This window comes from Saccharopolyspora sp. NPDC045839, from assembly GCF_056431645.1.
Genome location: NZ_JBWKKH010000018.1, coordinates 29,519 through 49,641, shown reverse-complemented (window position 1 = coordinate 49,641; position 20,123 = coordinate 29,519). Strand labels below are relative to the sequence as shown.

Genomic DNA, 20,123 nt, shown 5'->3' with positions numbered 1-20,123 from the left:
AACCGCAACTTCTGCAACTGCTCATCATTCTGCGGGTTCGTCATAAACTGCTGCAACTGCTCATCATCCCGCGGGTTCGTCAGCAACTCACGTGCCATCACATCTTGGAAGGGCTTCGACTCCTTAAGAGGCCCCAAGACCTGTTTCGCCTGAGCATACAAACGGTTCACGGCATCTTGACCTTTGGTGTGGGTCAATTGCCGCAACGCCTGAGCGGCCTCCTCGAATTCTCGCTGTACCGAACTCATCCGGGAAAAAACGTACAGCGCTGGATCAGCATCGACCCCGCGCACCATCGGGGCAGCGACCTCCGCCGGGTTCAGAACTGCCCGCCAACTCTCCTCTGCCCCCCGACTCTCCTCTTCCCCTCTCACCGTCTCGAGTGCGCCGCGAGACAAACCACTCACCGCCACGCCAAGGTCACCGAGACCATCGGGCAGGTCACCGAGGTCATCGGCCAGGTAACCGACCATTTCCTCTCGCAGTTTCCGGGCACCGTCCGAGTCACCCGGATGCTCACCCAACCGGTGCGCCAGCACAGTCCGGAACCGTACCGACGCCTTCAGCGGCCCCAACACCCCGTCCGCATCAGCCCGCAACCGGCCCACAGCCTCATAACCCATGATCCCGATCTCGGTCCACTCACGCAATTGCGCCTCGGCCCGCTCGTATCGTTCATCCCAGTCCAACTTCTGCAGTTTTCGACCAAACGCCTTGACGCCCTCGCCATCCCCCCGATTACTCAGCATGTAATGCGCCATCACCTCCGGGAGACCGTCACGGACCCCAGGAGCTCCCATGCCCGGCTGCTGCTTCTTCATTTCATCGATCAGTTGGTCTACTTGCTCCCCCTTCTCTTTCTCTTCGCGCATAATATTCAGCGCAGCCTTGGCCTTGGCGATCAATGCATCCAGCTCCACAGACGCCGACCCCGGAGCCTCCTCGATGGTCTCCAACGCATCCAGCTCCACAGACGCCGACCCCGGAGCCTCCTCGATGGTGTCCAATACATCCAGCTCGACAGACGCCGACCCCGGAGCCTCCTCGATGGTCTCCAATACATCCAGCTCGACAGACGCCGACTGCGGAGCCTCCGCGGTCTCCGATCCCGCACCCGCACTCACCGCCGTCGCCGCGCTCCTCAGACGACGCAGTCGCTCTAAGAACTCCTGCGCACCCCCTATCCGATCCCCTACCTGACCTGCATTCGTCAGCAGCCAATACGCGACCGCATCCCGCAATTCGTGATCGTCATCCAGTATTCCTCCGAAATGCATGTCGAACTCGCTGCGCACATCATGATCTAGACCGGGCAGATCCTGCAGCGTCTCGAACCCGCCCGCTGCCGCCGCGAAAATGTCCCGCAATTCCCGCCTCGCGTTATCTCCGCGCACCAACCGAACAGCATCGGCAGCTTCCAGTCCCCGACTACGGACCGTACGTCCAGACGGCCACGTCGGCCTTATATCCAACCACTGCGTGATCTCTACTTCATATTTGACCCGCAGGTCACGGTCTGTCCCCGACTCCCCCAAAATCTCCCGCAGAGAGTCCACCGAAGCATTTAAATCGGAGATCAGCTGGCGCCTGGCATCCTTAAGAATTCCCTTAGCCCACACCTCACCTCTGTTGTACCGACGTCCCAAATCGTCTTTGGAGTAATCGTTGCGAAGTGCGTCCTCAAGCGCCTCGTTTCGCAGCACCTCGTTGACAGCCCCATAGTCCGGCAACCCACTCAGCGTCTTGCCCACCGCCACACGCAGCGAATACTTCTGACGCCCTTCCGAAAGCTTGTCTCTCGGCTCCGTGATGGGCACGGTAGCGACAAGCAAGCGTTCGGCATCCTTCGGGTTCTCACCGCCACTCAGGTCACCAGACAGGTAACTGGCCAGTTTATACCGCAACTTCTGCAACTGCTGATCATTCTGCGGGTTCGTCAGCAACTCGCGTGCCATCACATCTTGGAAGGGCTTCGACTCCTTAAGAGGCCCCAAGACCTTTTCCGCCTGAGCATACAAACCGTTCACGGCATCTTGACCTTTGGTGTGGGTCAACTGCCGCAACGCCTGAGCGGCCTCCTCGAATTCTCGCTGTACCGAACTCATCCGGGAAAAAACGTCCAGCGCTGGATCAGCATCGACCCCGCGCACCATCGGGGCAGCGACCTCCGCCTGGTTCCGAACTGCCCGCCAACTCTCCTCTTCCCGCCGACTCTCCTCTTGCCCTCTCACCGTCTCGAGTGCGTCGCGAGACAAACCACTCACCGCCACGCCAAGGTCACCTTGGTCATCGGGCAGGTCACCGAGGTCATCGGCCAGGTAACCGACCATTTCCTCTCGCAGTTTCCGGGCACCGTCCGAGTCACCCGGATGCTCACCCAACCGGTGCGCCAGCACAGTCCGGAACCGTACCGACGCCTTCAGCGGCCCCAAAATCCCGTCCGCATCACGGCGCAACAGGCCCACAGCATCATGACCCACGATTTCGGTCCACTCACGCAATTGCGCCCCGGCCCGCTCGTATCGTTCATCCCAGTCCAACTTCTGCAGTTTTCGACCAAACGCCTTGACGCCCTCGCCATCCCCCCGATTACTCAGCATGTAATGCGCCATCACCTCCGGGAGACCGTCACGGACCCCAGGAGCTCCCATGCCCGGCTGCTGCTTCACTTCATCGATCAGTTGGTCTACTTGCTCCCCCTTCTCTTTCTCTTCGCGCATAATATTCAGCGCAGCCTTGGCCTTGGCGATCAATGCATCCAGCTCGGCAGACGCCGACCCCGGAGCCTCCGCGATGGTGTCCAACGCATCCAGCTCGACAGACGCCGACCCCGGAGCCTCCGCGATGGTGTCCAACGCATCCAGCTCGACAGACGCCGACCCCGGAGCCTCCGCGATGGTGTCCAACGCATCCAGCTCGACAGACGCCGACCCCGGAGCCTCCTCGGTCTCCGACCCCGCACCCGCACTCGCCGCCGTCGCCGCGCTCCTCAGACGACGCAGTCGCTCTAGGAACGCCCGCGCATCCCCTATCCGATCCTCTACCTGACCTGCATTCGTCAGCAGCCGATGCGCGACCGCATCCCGCAATTCGTGATCATCATCCAGTATTCCTCCGAAATGCATGTCGAACTCGCTGCGCACATCATGATCTAGACCGGGCAGATCCTGCAGCGTCTCGAACCCGCCCGCTGCCACCGCGAAAATGTCCCGCAATTCCCGCCTCGCGTTATCTCCGCGCACCAACCGAACAGCATCGGCAGCTTCCAGTCCCCGACTACGGACCGTATGTCCAAGCGGCCACGTCGGCCTTATATCCAACCACTGCGTGATCTTTACTTCATATTTGACCCGCAGGTCATGGCCTGTCCCCGACTCCGCCAAAATCTCCCGCAGAGAGTCCACCGAAGCGTTTAAATCGGAGATCAGCTGGCCCCTGGCATCCCTAAGAATTTTGCCAGCCCACATAGGATTTTTGTGGTACCGACGCGCCAATTCGGAGCCGGTGTAATCGTTGCGAAGCGCGTCCTCAAGCGCCTCGTTTTGCAGCACCTCGTCGACAGCCTTACCGTCCCGCAAACCACTCAGCACCTTACCCACCGCCACCCGCACCTGATACCCTTCCGGATACTCGTCTCCGCGCTCCGTGGGCACGCTAGCGTCAAACAAGCCGTCGCCAGCACTCGGGTCCGCACCGCCGCTCAGGTCACCAGCCAGGTAACTGGCCAGTTTAAACCGCAACTTCTGCAACTGCTCATCATTCTGCGGGTTCTTCATAAACTGCTGCAACTGCTCATCATCCCGCGGGTTCGTCAGCAACTCGCGTGCCATCACATCTTGGAAGGGCTTCGACTCCTTAAGAGGCCCCAAGACCTTTTCCGCCTGAGCATACAAACCGTTCACGGCATCTTGACCTTTGGTGTGGGTCAATTGCCGCAACGCCTGAGCGGCCTCCTCGAATTCTCGCTGTACCGAACTCATCCGGGAAAAAACGTACAGCGCTGGATCAGCATCGACCCCGCGCACCATCGGGGCAGCGACCTCCGCCGGGTTCAGAACTGCCCGCCAACTCTCCTCTGCCCGCCGACTCTCCTCTTGCCCTCTCACCGTCTCGAGTGCGCCGCGAGACAAACCACTCACCGCCACGCCAAGGTCACCCTGGCCATCGGGCAGGTCACCGAGGTCATCGGCCAGGTAACCGACCATTTCCTCTCGCAGTTTCCGGGCACCGTCCGAGTCACCCGGATGCTCACCCAACCGGTGCGCCAGCACAGTCCGGAACCGCTCCGACGCCGTCAGCGGCCCCAAAATCCCGTCCGCATCAGCCCGCAACAGCATCACAGCCTCATAACCCATGATCCCAATCTCGGTCCACTCACGCAATTGCGCCTCGGCCCGCTCGTATCGTTCATCCCAGTCGAACTTCTGTAGTTTTCGACCAAACGCCTTGACTTCCTCGTCAGTCCTCTCATGAAACAGCATGTAACGCGCCATCAAATCCAGGAGACCGTCACGGGCCACAAGAGCTTCCATGCCCGACCGCTGCTTCAATGCATCGATCAGTCGGTCTACTTCCCGCCCCTCGGCGCGCATAATATTCAGGCTGGCCTTGCACCTGGCGATCATTCCATTCAGCCTGGCGGACGCCGACTGCGGAGCCTGCACGGTCTGCGGCCCCGCATTACCAGCGAACAGCGGAACCACACCCGGGGCCGGTCCCGCACCCGCACTGATACGCGTCAGCCGGCTCATTTGGTGCCGCAGCTGTTCAAGCCGTTGCTCCGCAGCCTCTCCATTCGGGAACCTCAGGAAATGGTGCGCCATCAGCTCCCGAACCGGCTGGTACTCCCGAAGCGTCGGGCCCAAAATGCTGTCCGCGCGAGCAAACGCCTCGGCCCGTTTGTCCGAGTCAGCCTCCGCCAACGAGGTGGTGTTCGCGTCCTCGTCCCCATGAGCATCGCGGATGGCGTTGCCGAACAACGTGTCCAGTGCTCGCTGCGCGGAATCCCTTGTGGCACCGTAGTCCTCCGGCGGTGCCTGCCGCATGAGCTCGTCGGGGTCGACGATCGACCTGGCGGCGAACCGCTCCATCACGGGCGTCATCACGTTGCGGTTCTCGCGGGCGATGTTCGCCAACCCGTCCAGCATCACGTTGTGGGCCGGCTGCGACTGCCGCAGTTCCCCGCGGCTCGCGTCGAGCGGCGGGAGCACGCGGCCCAACGCCCGGTGCCGCCAGTGCTGCGCCTCTTGCGCCGGCAACGTGCGCAATTCCCGCGCATGCCAGGCGACGGTCCGAGCTGTCGGCCCGCCTTCCATGAACCGATCGGCGCCGTGCGCGACGGCGTCGGTCCACATCCTGGCCAGCACCGCATCGGCCGCCTCCGGACCGCGCCGCAGGCCTGCGTCGGCAACCGCGTCGACCATCCCGTCGTGCAATGCCGACCACTGCTGGGCTGTGTCCGGGGACAGCACGCCCCGCTGCTCGACTCCCAGCATCTCCCGGGCCTGCTGCCGCCAATCCCGTGCGGCGTCGCCGTGCTCGTCCAGGGACTGCCGGGCCTGGTCGAACGCTGCCCGCCACCGGTCGGACAGCTGCTGCAACGCCGCCGCGTCCGGGGAATCGGTTTCGTAGTGCGGCGCTCCCGATTCGGTGTACTGGGGCGGTTCCGCGGTCTGCTCGTAGTCCGGGAGGCCACCGTGCCCCGGTTCCTGCCACTGCTGGAACCGCTGATCCAGCCAGTCTCCCCGCTGGTGCTGCAGCAGACCTTCGAAGCCGAGTTCCGCGGCGTTGCGGCCCTGCAACAGGGCCGTCCGCATCCCGCCCAGTCCCGATTCAATACGTTCCCGTTCTGCGGGCTCGGCCGTCTCTGGCAGGTCGTGCAGCTCGGCGGCCAACGGTGCGAGGGCGAGCGCCATCTCGTCGCGAAGTTCGTTTAACTGTTCCCCGGTGATGCCCACCGGCCACGTCTTGGCGCCGTCGACCCGGCCTTTCGTGAGCCGCACATCCTGCGGCGCGAGCGGCCCGAGGCGCCGTTTGGCCTCGGCCAGGATGCTCGCGCGGTCTTCGTCGCTGCGGTTGTCCAGGGCGCGCTGCCCGGCTTCGACGTCGGTCGCCCAGGAACGCCGGAACTGCTTCACCCGCTCCTGGAGGTGGTCCGAAGCGGCGTTGTACCCGATGCTGTCCCAACGCCGGCTCGGTCCGTCTTGCCAGTCCGCGCCCCAGCCCTCGCCGTGGGCCGCGGGGACCGGGCCATTGCGCGTCCAGGTCCGAATTGCCTCGGCCTCTTGCCGGAAACCGGTGGTGGCGCGCCACGCATGCTCCTCGACGCTGTCGCGCGACCTCCGCAGCAGGTCGTTTCGCACCCTGCGCAGTTGCTCGGTCACGTGTTGCTCCGCCTGGACCCGTTCCGCACTGCGGGGGCGCTGCCGCAAACTCGCCAGTTCCCGGTTCAGCATCGTTTCCCGCTCTCGCAGGTCGAGAATGCCGAAGTCTTTCTCGATGTCGATGCGTGAGTGGTCCAGTTGCGCGGCCAGCACCGTGACCAGGTCCCGATGCAGCGCTTGCTGCGTCGCAGCGTCCGGTCCGACTCCTGGCACCACCTCCGGAGGCTCGCCCGCCAGGATGGTCGCCCTCTGCCGCAACGCCGCCAGCTCGGCGGCGCGGCCGTCCCGGGCGATCTGCACCAGCGTCCTCTTGGCCCCCTCGATCACATCGCCGCGACGCCCCTGGAAACGCCGCTGGAGTCCGGCGAGTTCGCCGTCCGCCCGGTTCAGCGCACCGAACTCCTGCGACATCCGCTCGGCCGTGGATTCGACGTGCTCCGGGAGCAGCGTCGAGGCCACCTCGTCCACCAGCACCCGCAACGCGGGCCCCGGAATGTCCGCCGTCGACCACCCATCCGCCGAATCGGTCAGCAACCCCTCGGCACGCACACGCAAATCCTCGACAACACCCGAACCGAACCGGTCCCCGACCGCATCGAGCCTCGCCGCGGCCACGCCCGGCTCGACCTCCGCGTCCCTCAGCAATTCCTCGGCCAGCGCATCGGCCAGCTCGGGATTCTCGGCCACCTGCACAGGAACGTCCATCGCGGTCGACAATGCCGCCAAAGAGCCGCCCAGCACCTCGGCCTGCTCCCGCGCCTGCGCCTCGACGCCGTCGAACTGCGACGCGACCGCCGCTTCCATCCGCTGCCACAGCTCGTGCTGCACCCGCGGGGTGGGGCCCCGATCCGGCAGCGGGTCGGGCCGCTCGCCGAGCAGCGACCTCGCGTGCTTCGTGTTCCGGGCGAGTTCGGTCGCCCGCCACTCCCGCACTGCCGACGACTCGACGTCCTGCGGGAGCAGCGTCGAGGCCACCTCGTCCACCAGCACCCGCAACGCGGGCCCCGGAATGTCCGCCGTCGACCACCCATCCGCCGAATCGGTCAGCAACCCCTCGGCACGCACACGCAAATCCTCGACAACACCCGAACCGAACCGGTCCCCGACCGCATCGAGCCTCGCCGCGGCCACGCCCGGCTCGACCTCCGCGTCCCTCAGCAATTCCTCGGAGAGCGGTCCAGCGAGTTCGGGTTCCTCGGCCACCTGGCGGGCCGCGTCCATCTCGGATGCCAGCGCGGACACCAGGCTGCCCAGCATCTCGGCGTGTTCCCGCGCCTGCGTCTCGACTTCGCCGGACCGCGACGCCAGTGCCGCTTCCACCTGCTGTCGCAGCCGCTGCTGATCGCGCGGCGAAAGATCCCGGCCGGCCAGCGGGTTGCGCTGCTCGCCCGGGTCGGTGAGTTCCTGCAGCTGCCGGTCGCCCTGGCCGAGTTCCGCGCTCCACCGGTGCTCGAATTCGGTGCGCGCGCGGTTAAGTCCATCGCCCGCCCGGGCTGCCTCCCGACGCTCGTTGGCCTCCGCGAATGAAAGGTCAATGGAGACTCGCTCCACCCCGTCGTGGTTGAACCACGCCTGAAGGTTCTTGCGCAGCGAGGCGGTCTGGTTCCAAAAGACCCCGCTGGCCCGCTCGCGCGCGATCACGTCGCGCAACTGGGCGTACGCCTCGGCCCGCTCACGCGCCGCGGGCTGCCCCTGGTCGGTCTCCACCAGCGGCCCCAGGAGCAATTCGGCCTGTGTGCGGAACCGCTGCTGCAGGGACGGGGGCATGCGGTGCCAGTTCGGTCGCTCGTTGCCAGCCAGCTGCTGCAGGCTCGCGCGCGCCTTCGCCGGCGTCATATCCGACCGGAAGCCCTTGTCGGGGACCGCTTCGCTGTCGGAATCGTAGTGGGGGTCTTCGGCGTTGGTCTCCGCGCTTTCGGAGTCAGGCCGGCCTTCGCGCGACTCTTCCGCCGGGGCGTCCTGCTGGTGTTCGCCCGGCTCCGAAACGGTTTCCGCGGCTTGCTCCGGCGGCGAGCCGAACCGGTCGCGGATCGAGCCGAAGTCGTCCCTCGCTCGGGCAGCGAGATCATCGGCGAAGTTCTGCAATGCGGCGCCGTCGGATTCCGGACGCCCGTCGGCCCAGGCCGCGGCGGTCAGCGCGTCCAGCTGGTGATAGGGACGCCCGACCGCGAGCGCCAGGTCGTCCAGCACCGCTCGCTCCGCCGGGGAGTGCTCGGGCTCCGGCGAGATGCCGAGTTGGTCGCGGCCCCGGTCGCGCCAGCGCTGCTCCAGGTCGGCGGCGACGCGGTCCAGGCCGTCGCGCGCCTCGGCGAGCGCCGCCGCGGAATCTTCCCGGAACCGGCCGAGGTTTCCGTCCCCTTCGGTGTCGAACGCGTTGTGGGCGAGCAGTTCCTGATAGGAGTTGCGAAGGTCGTTGGCCAGATTCGTGGCGTCGTCGTGGACCGGCCAGCCCAGCCGCGCACCGGGGTCGGACTGGGAAATCCGGTGTGCCACCCGGTCCACCAGTTCGGCGCGCAACTCCTCGGCACGCTGCCGCGCCGGCCCGGTGAGCGCCGATTCCCGCTCGGTGATGTCCGGGTCTCCGAGCCGCAGCGTCTGCGCCGCGGAGCGCCGCAAGCCCCGAATCGTCATCTGCAACGCGGCCGTGGCCCGGTCCACCTCGGCGCGCCACGGAGTCTCCGACCAGAACCGGTCGATCGAGTCGTCAGTGTGCTCGGATGCCCGGTAGTTCCCGTTGTCCGCGTGGGCGGCTGAGGTCAAAGCCTTCAGCCGCTCCAGCAACGCTGGCCGTACCGTCTTTTCGAACTCCTCCTCATCGAAGTCGCTCTCGGCGTCATCGCTCTCCGCATCAGCCGACACAGCCTCAGCAGACTCCGACCGCGTGTCCTCAACGATCTCCGGCCCCGGATCGCCAGCGGGCCGCATGTCCCCACGCGGCTCCGGCCCCGCGCCCGCACTCACAGCCGCCGCCAGGATATGCAGACGATGCAGTCGCTTCAGAAACGCCTGAGCATCCTCCCCATCATGCCCATTCGTCAGGAGCCGATACGCGACCGCATTCCGCCATTGATCATTCTGCATTCCCTCGCCGGACCAGTCTGCTTCATCCAACCGGTCTGCTTCATTCAACGCGCGGACCACAAGACCTCTACGGTGCTGAGCTTCCAACTGCCGCAACCCGCTTTTTGCTGTCTCGAAAATCTCCTGCGCTTTCTGTATCGCGTTATTTCGGTGCTGCCTCCGCAACTCCTGAACATCAGCGGCAGCTTCCGCTACCCGGCCGCGGATCGTTTTGAGCTGCACGTGCTTTTTAATTTTCAACCAGCCGGCGATCTTGGCGTCATATTCGTTCCACAGTTCAGGACTTGCCTCCACGTCCGCCAAAATCTGCCGCAGAGAATCCCCCTTGGCTTTCAAATCGGAGATCAGCCGCTCCGTGGCAGCAGCACGAATTTCGCTGTCCCATGTCTTCTCTCTATTGTACCGAGCCCCCAATTTCCCCTTGGGGTAATCCTCGCGAAGCGCTTCCTCGATCGCCTCGTTTCGCAGCATGTTTTCGACAGCATTTTTGCCCCGCAAACCACTAAGCGCCTTACCAACCGCCACGCGCCGCGAATTAATCTTCTTCCCATTAGGAACATTGTCTCCAGGATCCGGGTCCACCGTGGCGGAAAGCAAGTCGTCGGCAGCCTTCGAGTCCGCACCGCCGCTCAGGTCACCAGCCAGGTAACGGACCAGTTTCCACCGCAACTCCTGCACCTGCTGATCATCCCGTGGGTTCTCCATCAACTGCTGCAGCTGCTGATCATCCCGCGTCATCAACGCATGTGCCATCACATCCCGGAAGGGCTCCGACTCGTAAAGGGGCCCCAAGACCTTCTCCGCGGCAGCGTGCCAACGGTCCACGGCACCTTGACCTTGTTGCCGCAACGCCCGACCGGCATCCGCGAATTCCTGTTTTATCGAGATAATCTGAGAATTAACCTCCAGCATTCCAAGGACCCCGGGCTCCATCGGGGCAGCAACGGACCCAGTCTCCGCCTGGGTGCCAGCACGATCTGCGTGCCAACGCGCCTCTTCCGCTTTCACCTCCTCGAACGCGTCGGGAGTCAAACCACTCACCGCCACGCCGATGTCAGGGTCACCGCCCAGGTAATCGGCCAGTTCCACTCGCACCGCCTGAGCACCGCGCCGGTCACCCGGATGCTCACCCAACCAGTGCGCCAGCACATCCCGGAACCGCCCCGACGCCTTCAGCGGCCCCAAAATCTCGTCCGCATCATCCTTCAACCGGTCCACAGCATCAGGATCAGCGACCCCGCGCCACTCCTTCAACTGCGCCTCGGCCCGCTCGTGCCGCTCGTCCCAGACCAATCCATAGAATTCTCGAAGGAACTTTTTGGTGCCCGCCACATCCCCCAGATGACTCAGCATGTGGTGAGCCACCACATTCCGGATACCCTCATCGCCTACAAGAGGCCCCATACGCGCCTGCACATCAGCCACCACACCGTCTACGTCTACTGACAGCCCCTGCTGACGCATACTGTCCAGCCCAGCGTTCGCGTTACGAATAGACGCACTCAGCTCGGCTGCCGCCAGAGACTGCCCGGACCGTCGAACTGTGTGATCGTCCAAATGGGACGATTCCATACCCCCCGCCGGAATCTCCTCTGACGACCGAACATTCCGCAAATACTCCTCGGTCGCCCGCGCCTGCTCCAGGTTCAACTCGATCCAGTCCAGGTCCTCCGGGGTCCAGCTCCCCAACTGCACCCACTGCCTCGCAGTGTCGACCCCGTCACGCACATCCGGACGGAAATTCGCCGGCAACGCCGCCAAATGCTCCTCCATACGCCCAACCAACCCCGCCAACTCAACAACCACAGCCGGCCTAACAACCTCAGCCGACGCACCCCCCGGCAAACTCCCGACAGCAGACCCACCAGCAGACAACGCCGCAGCCTGCCCCTCCCCAGACACACTCTCGCCTTCCCTGACCTGTTCACGCCTTAGACCGTCATCCGCAATCTCGGCCAACTCCGCCTGCACCGCCTCGATACGCCCCTGCAGCCCCTCCCACTCACCCCGCACACCTGCAAGCAACTCACTCCGCACAGCCGCAAGGTCCTCCGGCAACGCATCCCGATCCGCCTGCAGACCCCCTTTCCACTCCGTCAACGCCTCCAACGCCGCCTGCCGAGCCTGAAGCTCCTCCAGCGCCCCCCGCAACCGCACCACCCGCAAATCCCGCTCCCGCTCCCGCTCCTCATTGCGGGTACTACTCTCCACCTTCTCCTTCTGCGCCCTCCGAGCAATAAGCTGCTCCACCGACGCCTCCAACGCCGAAAGCCGCGCCTCGAGGGCCTCCCTCTCCCTCTCCTTTTGTGCCGCAAACGTGTTCCGCGGGCTTAGGCCTGGCCTGCCCGACTCCTCCGGTCCCGCTCCGGCCCGGATCCTCAGCCCGCTGCCCCGCGTACCCAGCCTGTCCGCCAACGCCCGGGAAAACTCCACAACCTCGACCCGGCGATCCCGGCCGAGCTCGTGATACTTGGCCGCGACCAGCGCCACCACCTGGTCCAACGACAAGTCGGCATTCTCAAGCAACTTCCGGTGGTCATGCGTGCCCCGCACAATCTCCCGCGCCACGTCCTCGTCCTCGCGGGACCAGCCCGCCCGCCCCAGCCGGCCGATCTGCCCGCGCAAATCCGCCACCGAGGACTCCAACGTCGACAAGCTGCCGCCCAAGTCGCCCGAAGCAGGCCAAGACTCCGACACGTCCGAATCCGACGGTGCCTCCGATGAGTCGTCAGCCAAGGACTCCTCGTCGGACCGTGCACTCCGACCGCCAGGCTCCGGCGATTCACTGGAGCGGTGCGACGGTGCGGACTCCTCCGGCGCGTCGTGAGGAGTTTCGGACGTGGCCCTATCAATCGGCGAAGGCGTGGTGGTGTCGCCGCCGACGGGCTCGTTCAGGTGCGCGGGGTATACCCCCTCGCCGAGCAGCACGAAGGGGTCGTCGTCGATCTCAATCAGCCTGCTAGCGGTCTCCGGCAGTTCCAACCGGACATCGCCGTGCTCGTAAAACGCCTCCAAGGTGACCGAGTGCACCGCACCGGCGAGGTCAGGCCTCGACGCGATGAACGACACCACGGCGTTCCACAGGAGGTCACGCTGCGGATGCGCATCGATGGTCCGTCGCACGGCTGTCAGGTGCAGATCACCGTCGCGGTTGCTCAGCAAGTCGCGGGCCAGGGTTTCCACGACCGCCTTCGCCACGAACAGGACGTCCTGCCTTCCCGAAGACAGTTGCGGTTGCGTCGCGGACTGGGGCCCCCAGCTGAGGGCGCCGCCCCGCTCGATTCCCGAGATCGGCGGGAGATGGTGCTTGTCGCGATACTCGAGTACCTGCGCGAAATCGTTGAACAGCTGCGTCGCGTCATAGTTTCGTGCCTGGAGGCTGATCCACACCTGGGCCGCCCGGTGTCCCTTGGGCATCACCCACGCGTCGTTGTTCGGATCGTCTCCGTCCACTCCCATGTTGACCGCGTAGGCGGCCCGACTGTTGACCGCGCTGAACAGCCGATCGACGTCGGTCACGTGGTTGTCCGAATCGAGATACGCCCCGCCGAAGCGCTTGAGGATCGACATCCGAACGTTGTCACTGGCGGCCGCCCAGCCTGGACCGTCCAGCTTGAGCATTTCGGTTGCGGTCGCTTCGGCCAGATCGAACGGTGTGTCAGCGTTGGACACCTCCGCCAAGCTGACTGGGATGACGCCGCTTTCCTGTGTCCACCGCACGAAATCCCAGACCGCGGTCAACGGATCGGCCGGATCGGTGGGCTGCCGCCTGATGGCTTCCTCCACGCGAACGCGTGGAAGGTTGACAAACAAGAACGTGGGAGCCTGCGATGCACTGATCTCCAGGTTCCGCCGGAACGCATCCGACAGCGGCGCACCGAAGAACCATACTGAATGCACCACCTTCGGCGTTTCGAGCTGAGCCGGCAGTGGCAGGTGGATCCCTGCCGGCGCCCAGTCAATCCGCTCACGATTGGAGAGCTTCCTGGTCATCACCTGCACGTCGCCTTGCAGCGCATCCGGCCGCATGGCATCCCACGTCGGGCGGCTCTTCCTGAGGTCCAGATTTTCGAGCACTGCGATGCCCTGCGCGGCACTCAGATTCGAATAGTCCTCCCCGTAGTCATGCCCGCGGAGGAAGTCCGGCGCAGGTTCCGGTTGGCGCAGGTTGAACAGGTTCGGTCCGAGCGAAGACAGTCCCGAAGTGTTCACTGAGTCGGCCGGATCCGCCGCGTCGCGGTGCAGGTCGGCAACCAGCTCCTCGTATGAGGAGTAGGGACGGTCGGAATCTGGCTGCGGCGTAGGCGAATGCACCGATTCCTGCTTTGGCGTCGCCTCCGGACGCCGGACATCATCCTCAGGGGCATCCTGCCGAACCGCGCCAGCCTCTTCCTGGTCGGTTCCCCAGCGCTCTCTCTCACCAGGCCCCAACCCCGCCAAATCTCGAAGCCGGCGCGACAACTCTGGCTGTTCCACCTTCATGAATCGATCGAAGTCATCGCCCTCGGTGTCATCGATCGCCGCGCCACCCACCACATCCCCGGTAGACTCCGGCCGCGTTTCCACGGTCTCCGAGCCCGCACCGCCAGCAGACTGCGGCAGCATGTCTCCATCCGGGGCCGGCCCCGCGCCCGCACTCACAGCCGCCACCATGACCGTCAAGCGACGCAGTCGCTCCAAAAACGCCTCAGCGTCCGCTTTCCTCTCAGCCTCTTCACTAATTCCATTCGTCAGCAGCCGATACGCGACCGCCTCCCGCAACGGAATCTGCGTTTGCTTCGACATTGGCCCGACGTACCGGTCTACCTCACGCAACGCGCCGTCCACACGATCTCGACCGAGTGAAACCTCCAACACTGCTAACCCGACTTCGCCGTCCGCGAGAAGCTCCCGCAATTTCAGGCTCGCGTCATTCCGCAACCCCTGAACAGCAGCAGCGACTTCCCTTATCTGATCACGGATTACTGCGACAGACTTCCCATCAATATTCGACCATTTCTGGATCTTGGCTTCATACTTTTTCCGCAGGTCAGTGTTTGCTTCCACATCCGCCAAAATCTGCCGCAGAGATTCCACCTTAGCGTTCAAATCGAGTTTCAGCTGCTTCCTGATAGGATCAAGAGCGCGCTCAACCCATGTAGTACCTCTCAGGAACCGAGCTGCCAATTCGCGGGTGAGGTAAACCCCGCTGAGCGCGTCCTCAACCGCCTCACCTCGCAGCACCCCACTGATGGCATCCTCGTCCCGCAAACCACTCAGCGCCGCGCCAATCGCCACGCGCCGCCAATACATCTCCTTGCCTTTAGAGGGCTTGCTTCCAGCGGTCAGCGTGGCGGAAAGCCAGCCGTCGGCAACACCCGGCTCCGCACCACCATCCAGGTCACCAGCCAGGTAACGGACCAGTTTCCACCGCAAATCCCGCACCTGCTGATCAGCCCGCGGATTCTCCATCAACTGTTGCAGCTGCTGATCATCCCGCGTCATCAACGCGTGTGCCATCACATCCCGGAACGGCTTCAACTCATTAAGAGGCCCCAAGACCTCGCCCGCGGCAGCGTACAAACGGTCCACGCGGTCGACGGCCAACTGCCGCAGCGCCCGACCGGCATCCGCCAACATCCGCTTTACCGAACTAGCCCGATAAATAAGGCTCAATCCCGGATCATCAACACCCCCACGCATCACGACCGCAACACCCTCACGCATCGCGACCTCAACGCCCCCAGCATCCGCCTGGTTCCCAGCACGAACCGCCTGCCAACGCGCCTCTTCCGCTCTCACCTCCTCGAACGCCTCGGGAGTCAAACCACTCACCACCATGCCAATGCCAGGATCCCCGGCCAGATAACCGGCCATATCCGCCCGCACCGCATGGGCACCGCGCCAGTCACCCGGATGCTCGCCCAACCAGCGCGCCAGCACAGTCCGGAACCGCTCCGACACCGTCAACGGCCCCAAAATCCCGTCCGCAACAGCAAACAACCGGTCCACAGCATCACGACCAGCGATCCCCGCCCACTCACCCAACTGCGCCGCGGCCGTCAACCAATGAAGCCTTTCCTGCAACTCCTGGGCGCCCTGGGAATCGTCCGGATGACTCAACATGTAATAAGCCACCACATTCACGAGACCATCATCGCCCCCAAAAACCACTCCCACCTCATGCGCCCGCATATCAGCAATCAGACCGTCTACGCCTACGCCAACATCCACCCCGCCTACGCGAACTTGCCGCCCCTCATCCCGCATCCTCTTCAACCCAGCCTCCGCATTAGTGATCAACGCACTCAGCTCAACCGCCGCCACAGACTGCCCTGACCGCCCCGCTACCTGAGCTGACTCACCAGCAAACGAAACCTGTCCCCCAGCAGACAATGCCTCAGCCCGCCGCCGCGCATCCCGCTTCGCCCTAGACTCACGCGTGTATTTCGCGTCCTTCTCGCGCAACAACTGATCCTCCGCCTCAAGCTTGCGTAACTCCGCATGCGCCGACTCGATACTCTCCTGCAGCGCCTCCCGCTCCCTCCGCCCAGCCGCATCCAACGCCGGCACCCCCGCCAACTCAGCCTGCCTAGCATTTAGATCCACCAGCGACTGCCGCAACTCCCCTATCCGCGCACGCCGCACAGCCTTATCGCGGTCCCGACGCTGATTTCGTTTTGCTTTCGGGGCCGGCTGCGCTCCCCCCGCAGAGCCCGACACAACATCCGACGAAGATCCCGACGCACCACCACCCCCTGCCTGAACCCCCGGTCCCGGAACCACACCCGGCCCCGGACCCGCACCCGCACCGATATGTGCCAGCCGACTCATCTGGCCCTCCAGCTGTGCAAGCAGTCCCGCAGCCGCTCCGTCATCATTCGGGAACCTCAGGAACTGACGCGCCATCAGCACCCGAGCCCTCGGGTACTCCCGAAGAACCGGCCCCAAAATGCTGTCCGCACGCACAAACGCCTCGTCCACCTCCTGCTGGCGGTCCTGCCGAGCCTCCTCCAACTCCTGCCGCGCAACCCCGTAAGACTCCACCAGATCAGGGTTCGCCTCACTGTCCACACTGGACGCGAATACGAATTCGAGGTGGGTCTCCCGGATCTGGCCCGTGTCGTTGTCCTCGACCTCGGCGAGGGAGGTCGTATCGGTCCGGTCGGACCCATCGGAGAGGTCCGAGACGATCGAAGCCGCATCGGACTCCTCGGCGAGCAGGGCCCGCTCGTCGGAGTCATCCCGGTCGTCGGGATCGTTCGAGCGGGTCTTCTCGCCAACGACCTCCGCCGCAGTCTTCTCCTCAACGACCTCCGGCGCGGTCTTCTCACTGCCCGTCGCCGGCAGACCCTTCCCACTCCAGCGACCAAACCAGTCCCGCGGGTTCCACGAACGACCAAACCAGTCCCCCGGATTCCACGAACCCGCAAACCAGGCCCCCGGATTCCACGAGTTCGACGAACCCTGATCAGGCCGCACATCCAGCAACTCGGCCACCAACAACGCGATCTTCGGCGCCCGGTCACCCCGCCGAGGCTGACGAAGCAGCAGCTCGTACAAACCCAGCAGCGTTTCCGGCCCGTACTCGCCCGTCAACGCCAACTGATCAACCCGGCCACCCAAGACCGTGTTCAACCACATGAACGACGTGACCCCCGCGCCGGCCAACCGCAGATCCTGCTTCGGCTTCCCCGCATACGCCCGCAACTTCGCCGGCAACGCCTCCGGATCCCCCAACAACCCCGCATACGCCCGCAAATCCGGATCAGCAGCAACCAACATCCCCAACACATCACGCCGCGACCCCGGCCCCGAACCCGACCCGGACCCCACACCCGGCCCCGGCGCCCGACCACCACCCACCTTCCCCACCACCGACGACGACTCCACCCGCGACGAGTCACCACCGTCACCGACACCCGCAGCCGCCGTCGCAGTCGCCGTCACCTCCCGCGCCCCACCAGAACGGGAACCATCATCGACCCGGCCCGGCATCCCCGGACGCACCGTCCCGGCGGTCAGCGACGGCACACCGCGGCTCGACGACCCCGACCCAGCGGTCGTCCCAGCCGACCCGGCAGTCGTGCCCGACCCAGCGGACGTCCCGCCAGACGTACCCGCGCCCGGCCCCGCCGGCGCAGAACTTGAGGTGGCCGCCGCTGAAGTGCCCCCGGTAGTACCGGTCGCGGCGGCCGCGGGGATACCCGAGGTAGCCGCCGCAGGAGCCTGCGAAGCCGGGGCGGTCACCGGCGCCTGGCCGGAACCCTGACCCGTCCCCGAACCAGAACCCGACCCGGTACCGGCCGCCGCAGCCGGAACCTGGATCGGTGTCGAGGTCACGCCGTCGCGGCCACCCTCGGTGCCGGAATCGACCGAAGCATGGGAAACGACCGGAGCATCAACACCCCACGACACCGGCGCGCCGGTGTCCTTGGCGACCGGGACACCAGACCCAGAAGGTGTCCGCGCCGACGTCGACTCACCACCACGTTCACCGCCAGGCACGCTGGTCGACTCACCACCGCGTTCACTGCCGGGCACGCTGGTCGACTCATCGACCCGTTCACGGCTACCACCAGACTCACCGGTGAACCCGCGATGACCACCAGACTCGCCACCGCGTTCGCTGGTGGATTCGGACCCGGGCTCCCGCACGCCATCGGGCTCGCGGGTGGGTTCGGATGTCGGGTTGGCCTGATTGTGGGTGGGTTCGGATGTCGGGTTGGCCTGATTGTGGGTGGGTTCGGAGCTCGGGTTGGTCTGATTGTGGGTGACAATCTCATCGGCGTTGGGCGCCGGCCCGGAGCCCGCACCGTGGGGCTCGGACTGCGCGGAACCGCCCAACCCGAACCCCTCGCTCCCGGGGGTGCGTGCGGAATGCGTGACGACCCCTCCCGGGCTGCCATCACCGGTGACACCCGACTGCGGAACAGCCGGCCCTGACGAGACCTGCCGACGATGTTCCGGCACCTGCTGCTGCCCGCCGGACTCTTCCCGGACAGCCTCGGACCGACCCGGATCACCCGGCGTGGCCGGGACCTGAGCATCCGGCGGCCCCGGCCGCGACGCAACAACACCCACCGGATCCACGACGGACTTCGTGTCCACAACGGACTTGGTGCCCGACCCGCCCTCGGCACCGACCCGCTCACCCGGCACACTCCCGCCACCAAAGGTTTCCCCACCCCCAGACACAGCACCAGAACCCCCGACAACACTGATGTCACGGGGCTCACCCACCGAGGCCGGGCTGTACTCGTCGCCAGATTGGTGCCGGCCGTTGCCCGGCAACACGGCATCCCGCCCACCACCAGAACCACCGGAATCGCCCTGACCGGAGGAGTGGGCGGAAATAGCCGGTGGGACAGTGGTTCCGCCGGTGAACGCCCCCAGCCCCGGCCCACCATCACCACTGCCGCTGCCGAACTCGCTGCCGCCGCCGAACTCGCTGGTGGCCTCGTCCGCGTCCTCGCTGCCACCGCCGAACTCGCTACCGGCGTCGTCGGCGTCCGCATCGCTGCCGTAGCCGGACTCGTCGCTGCCGTAGCCGGACTCACTGCCCGCGTCGTCCGCGTCCTCGCCGCCGTAACCGGACTCGCTACTGCCGCCGGACTCGCTGCTGCCACTACCGAACTCGCTGCCCGCGTCGTCCGCGTCCGCGTCCGCGTCCTCGTCGCTACCGTAGCCGCTGTCAGCATCCTCATCGCCCGGGACATGCTTGTTGGCTTCCTGTCCCAACACCAGCCCTTGGAGACCCGCCCCCGCCTTCTCCCCCGCGATCTCAGCCACCCCCGAAGCCGCACCCGCAGTGAACGCCGCCGGATTGAACGCGAAATCGCCCAAAATCCCGGTCGCGACCATCTCGGTAACGCCCTCATGCAGGCCCTCACCACCGATCCGCGCCCACGGACTGGCAAACCACCCGTCCACCGCGTCCGGCTTGCCGCCCGCATGCTTCACCCAATCCTTGATCGCACCCTTCAGCTTCGGCAGCGCCCCCATCGCCCCGAACGACAACACCGACCCCACCGCCGCGATCACCGCGGCACTCTCGTAATGCTTCCCGTCATGCTCCTCCCGGGTGCCCTTCCCGATCTGGATCTGCTGACCCAGCCACACCACACCCAACTGCTGCCCGAAACTCACCGCCAGCATGCCCAGAATCTCCACCGGAACACGCGGCACACTCGCCATCCGCCGCGCCATCCACGCCACAGCCTTCTCCACAACCACCTTGTGCATGAACGCCTGCGACATAAACCACGTCTGAACCCCAGGAACCCAAAACCACTGCACAAAAAACTCAAACTCAACCGCCAGCAACGCCAACTGAATCAACACCACCAGCTTAAGGAACTCCACCTCCATCGCGATCTGATCCAACGCATCAGCCATCAACTCAAAATGATCAGCCGCCGCATCCAGATAATTCGACGACCCATCCACAAACGGCGCCATCCGCGCCGCAAAAGCCCGCTCCGACGCCCCCGCGAAATCCGACGACCGAATCCCATCAACCGCCGCCCGCGCATCCACCCGCAACTGCCGCAAACGAGCCGCATGCGACCGCCACACCGCCGCCAACTCCCGCACCTTATCCTCATTAACCGGCGGCGGCTCATCCCCCGTAAGCCAAAGGGACAGCTGGCGCTCAAACTCACTGAACATGATCGCCAT

The 20,123-nt window shown here is 65.1% G+C and carries 1 protein-coding gene (cut by a window edge); it reads right to left on the bottom strand.

Going from position 1 to position 20,123, the window contains the following annotated elements:
- The coding region annotated (locus AC07EQ_RS24045; RefSeq protein ID WP_478390151.1) for a WXG100-like domain-containing protein crosses the window boundary (this coding region is incomplete at its 3' end): on the bottom strand, positions 1 to 20,123 show 20,123 of its 29,538 nt. Its footprint begins 9,415 nt before the window's first position.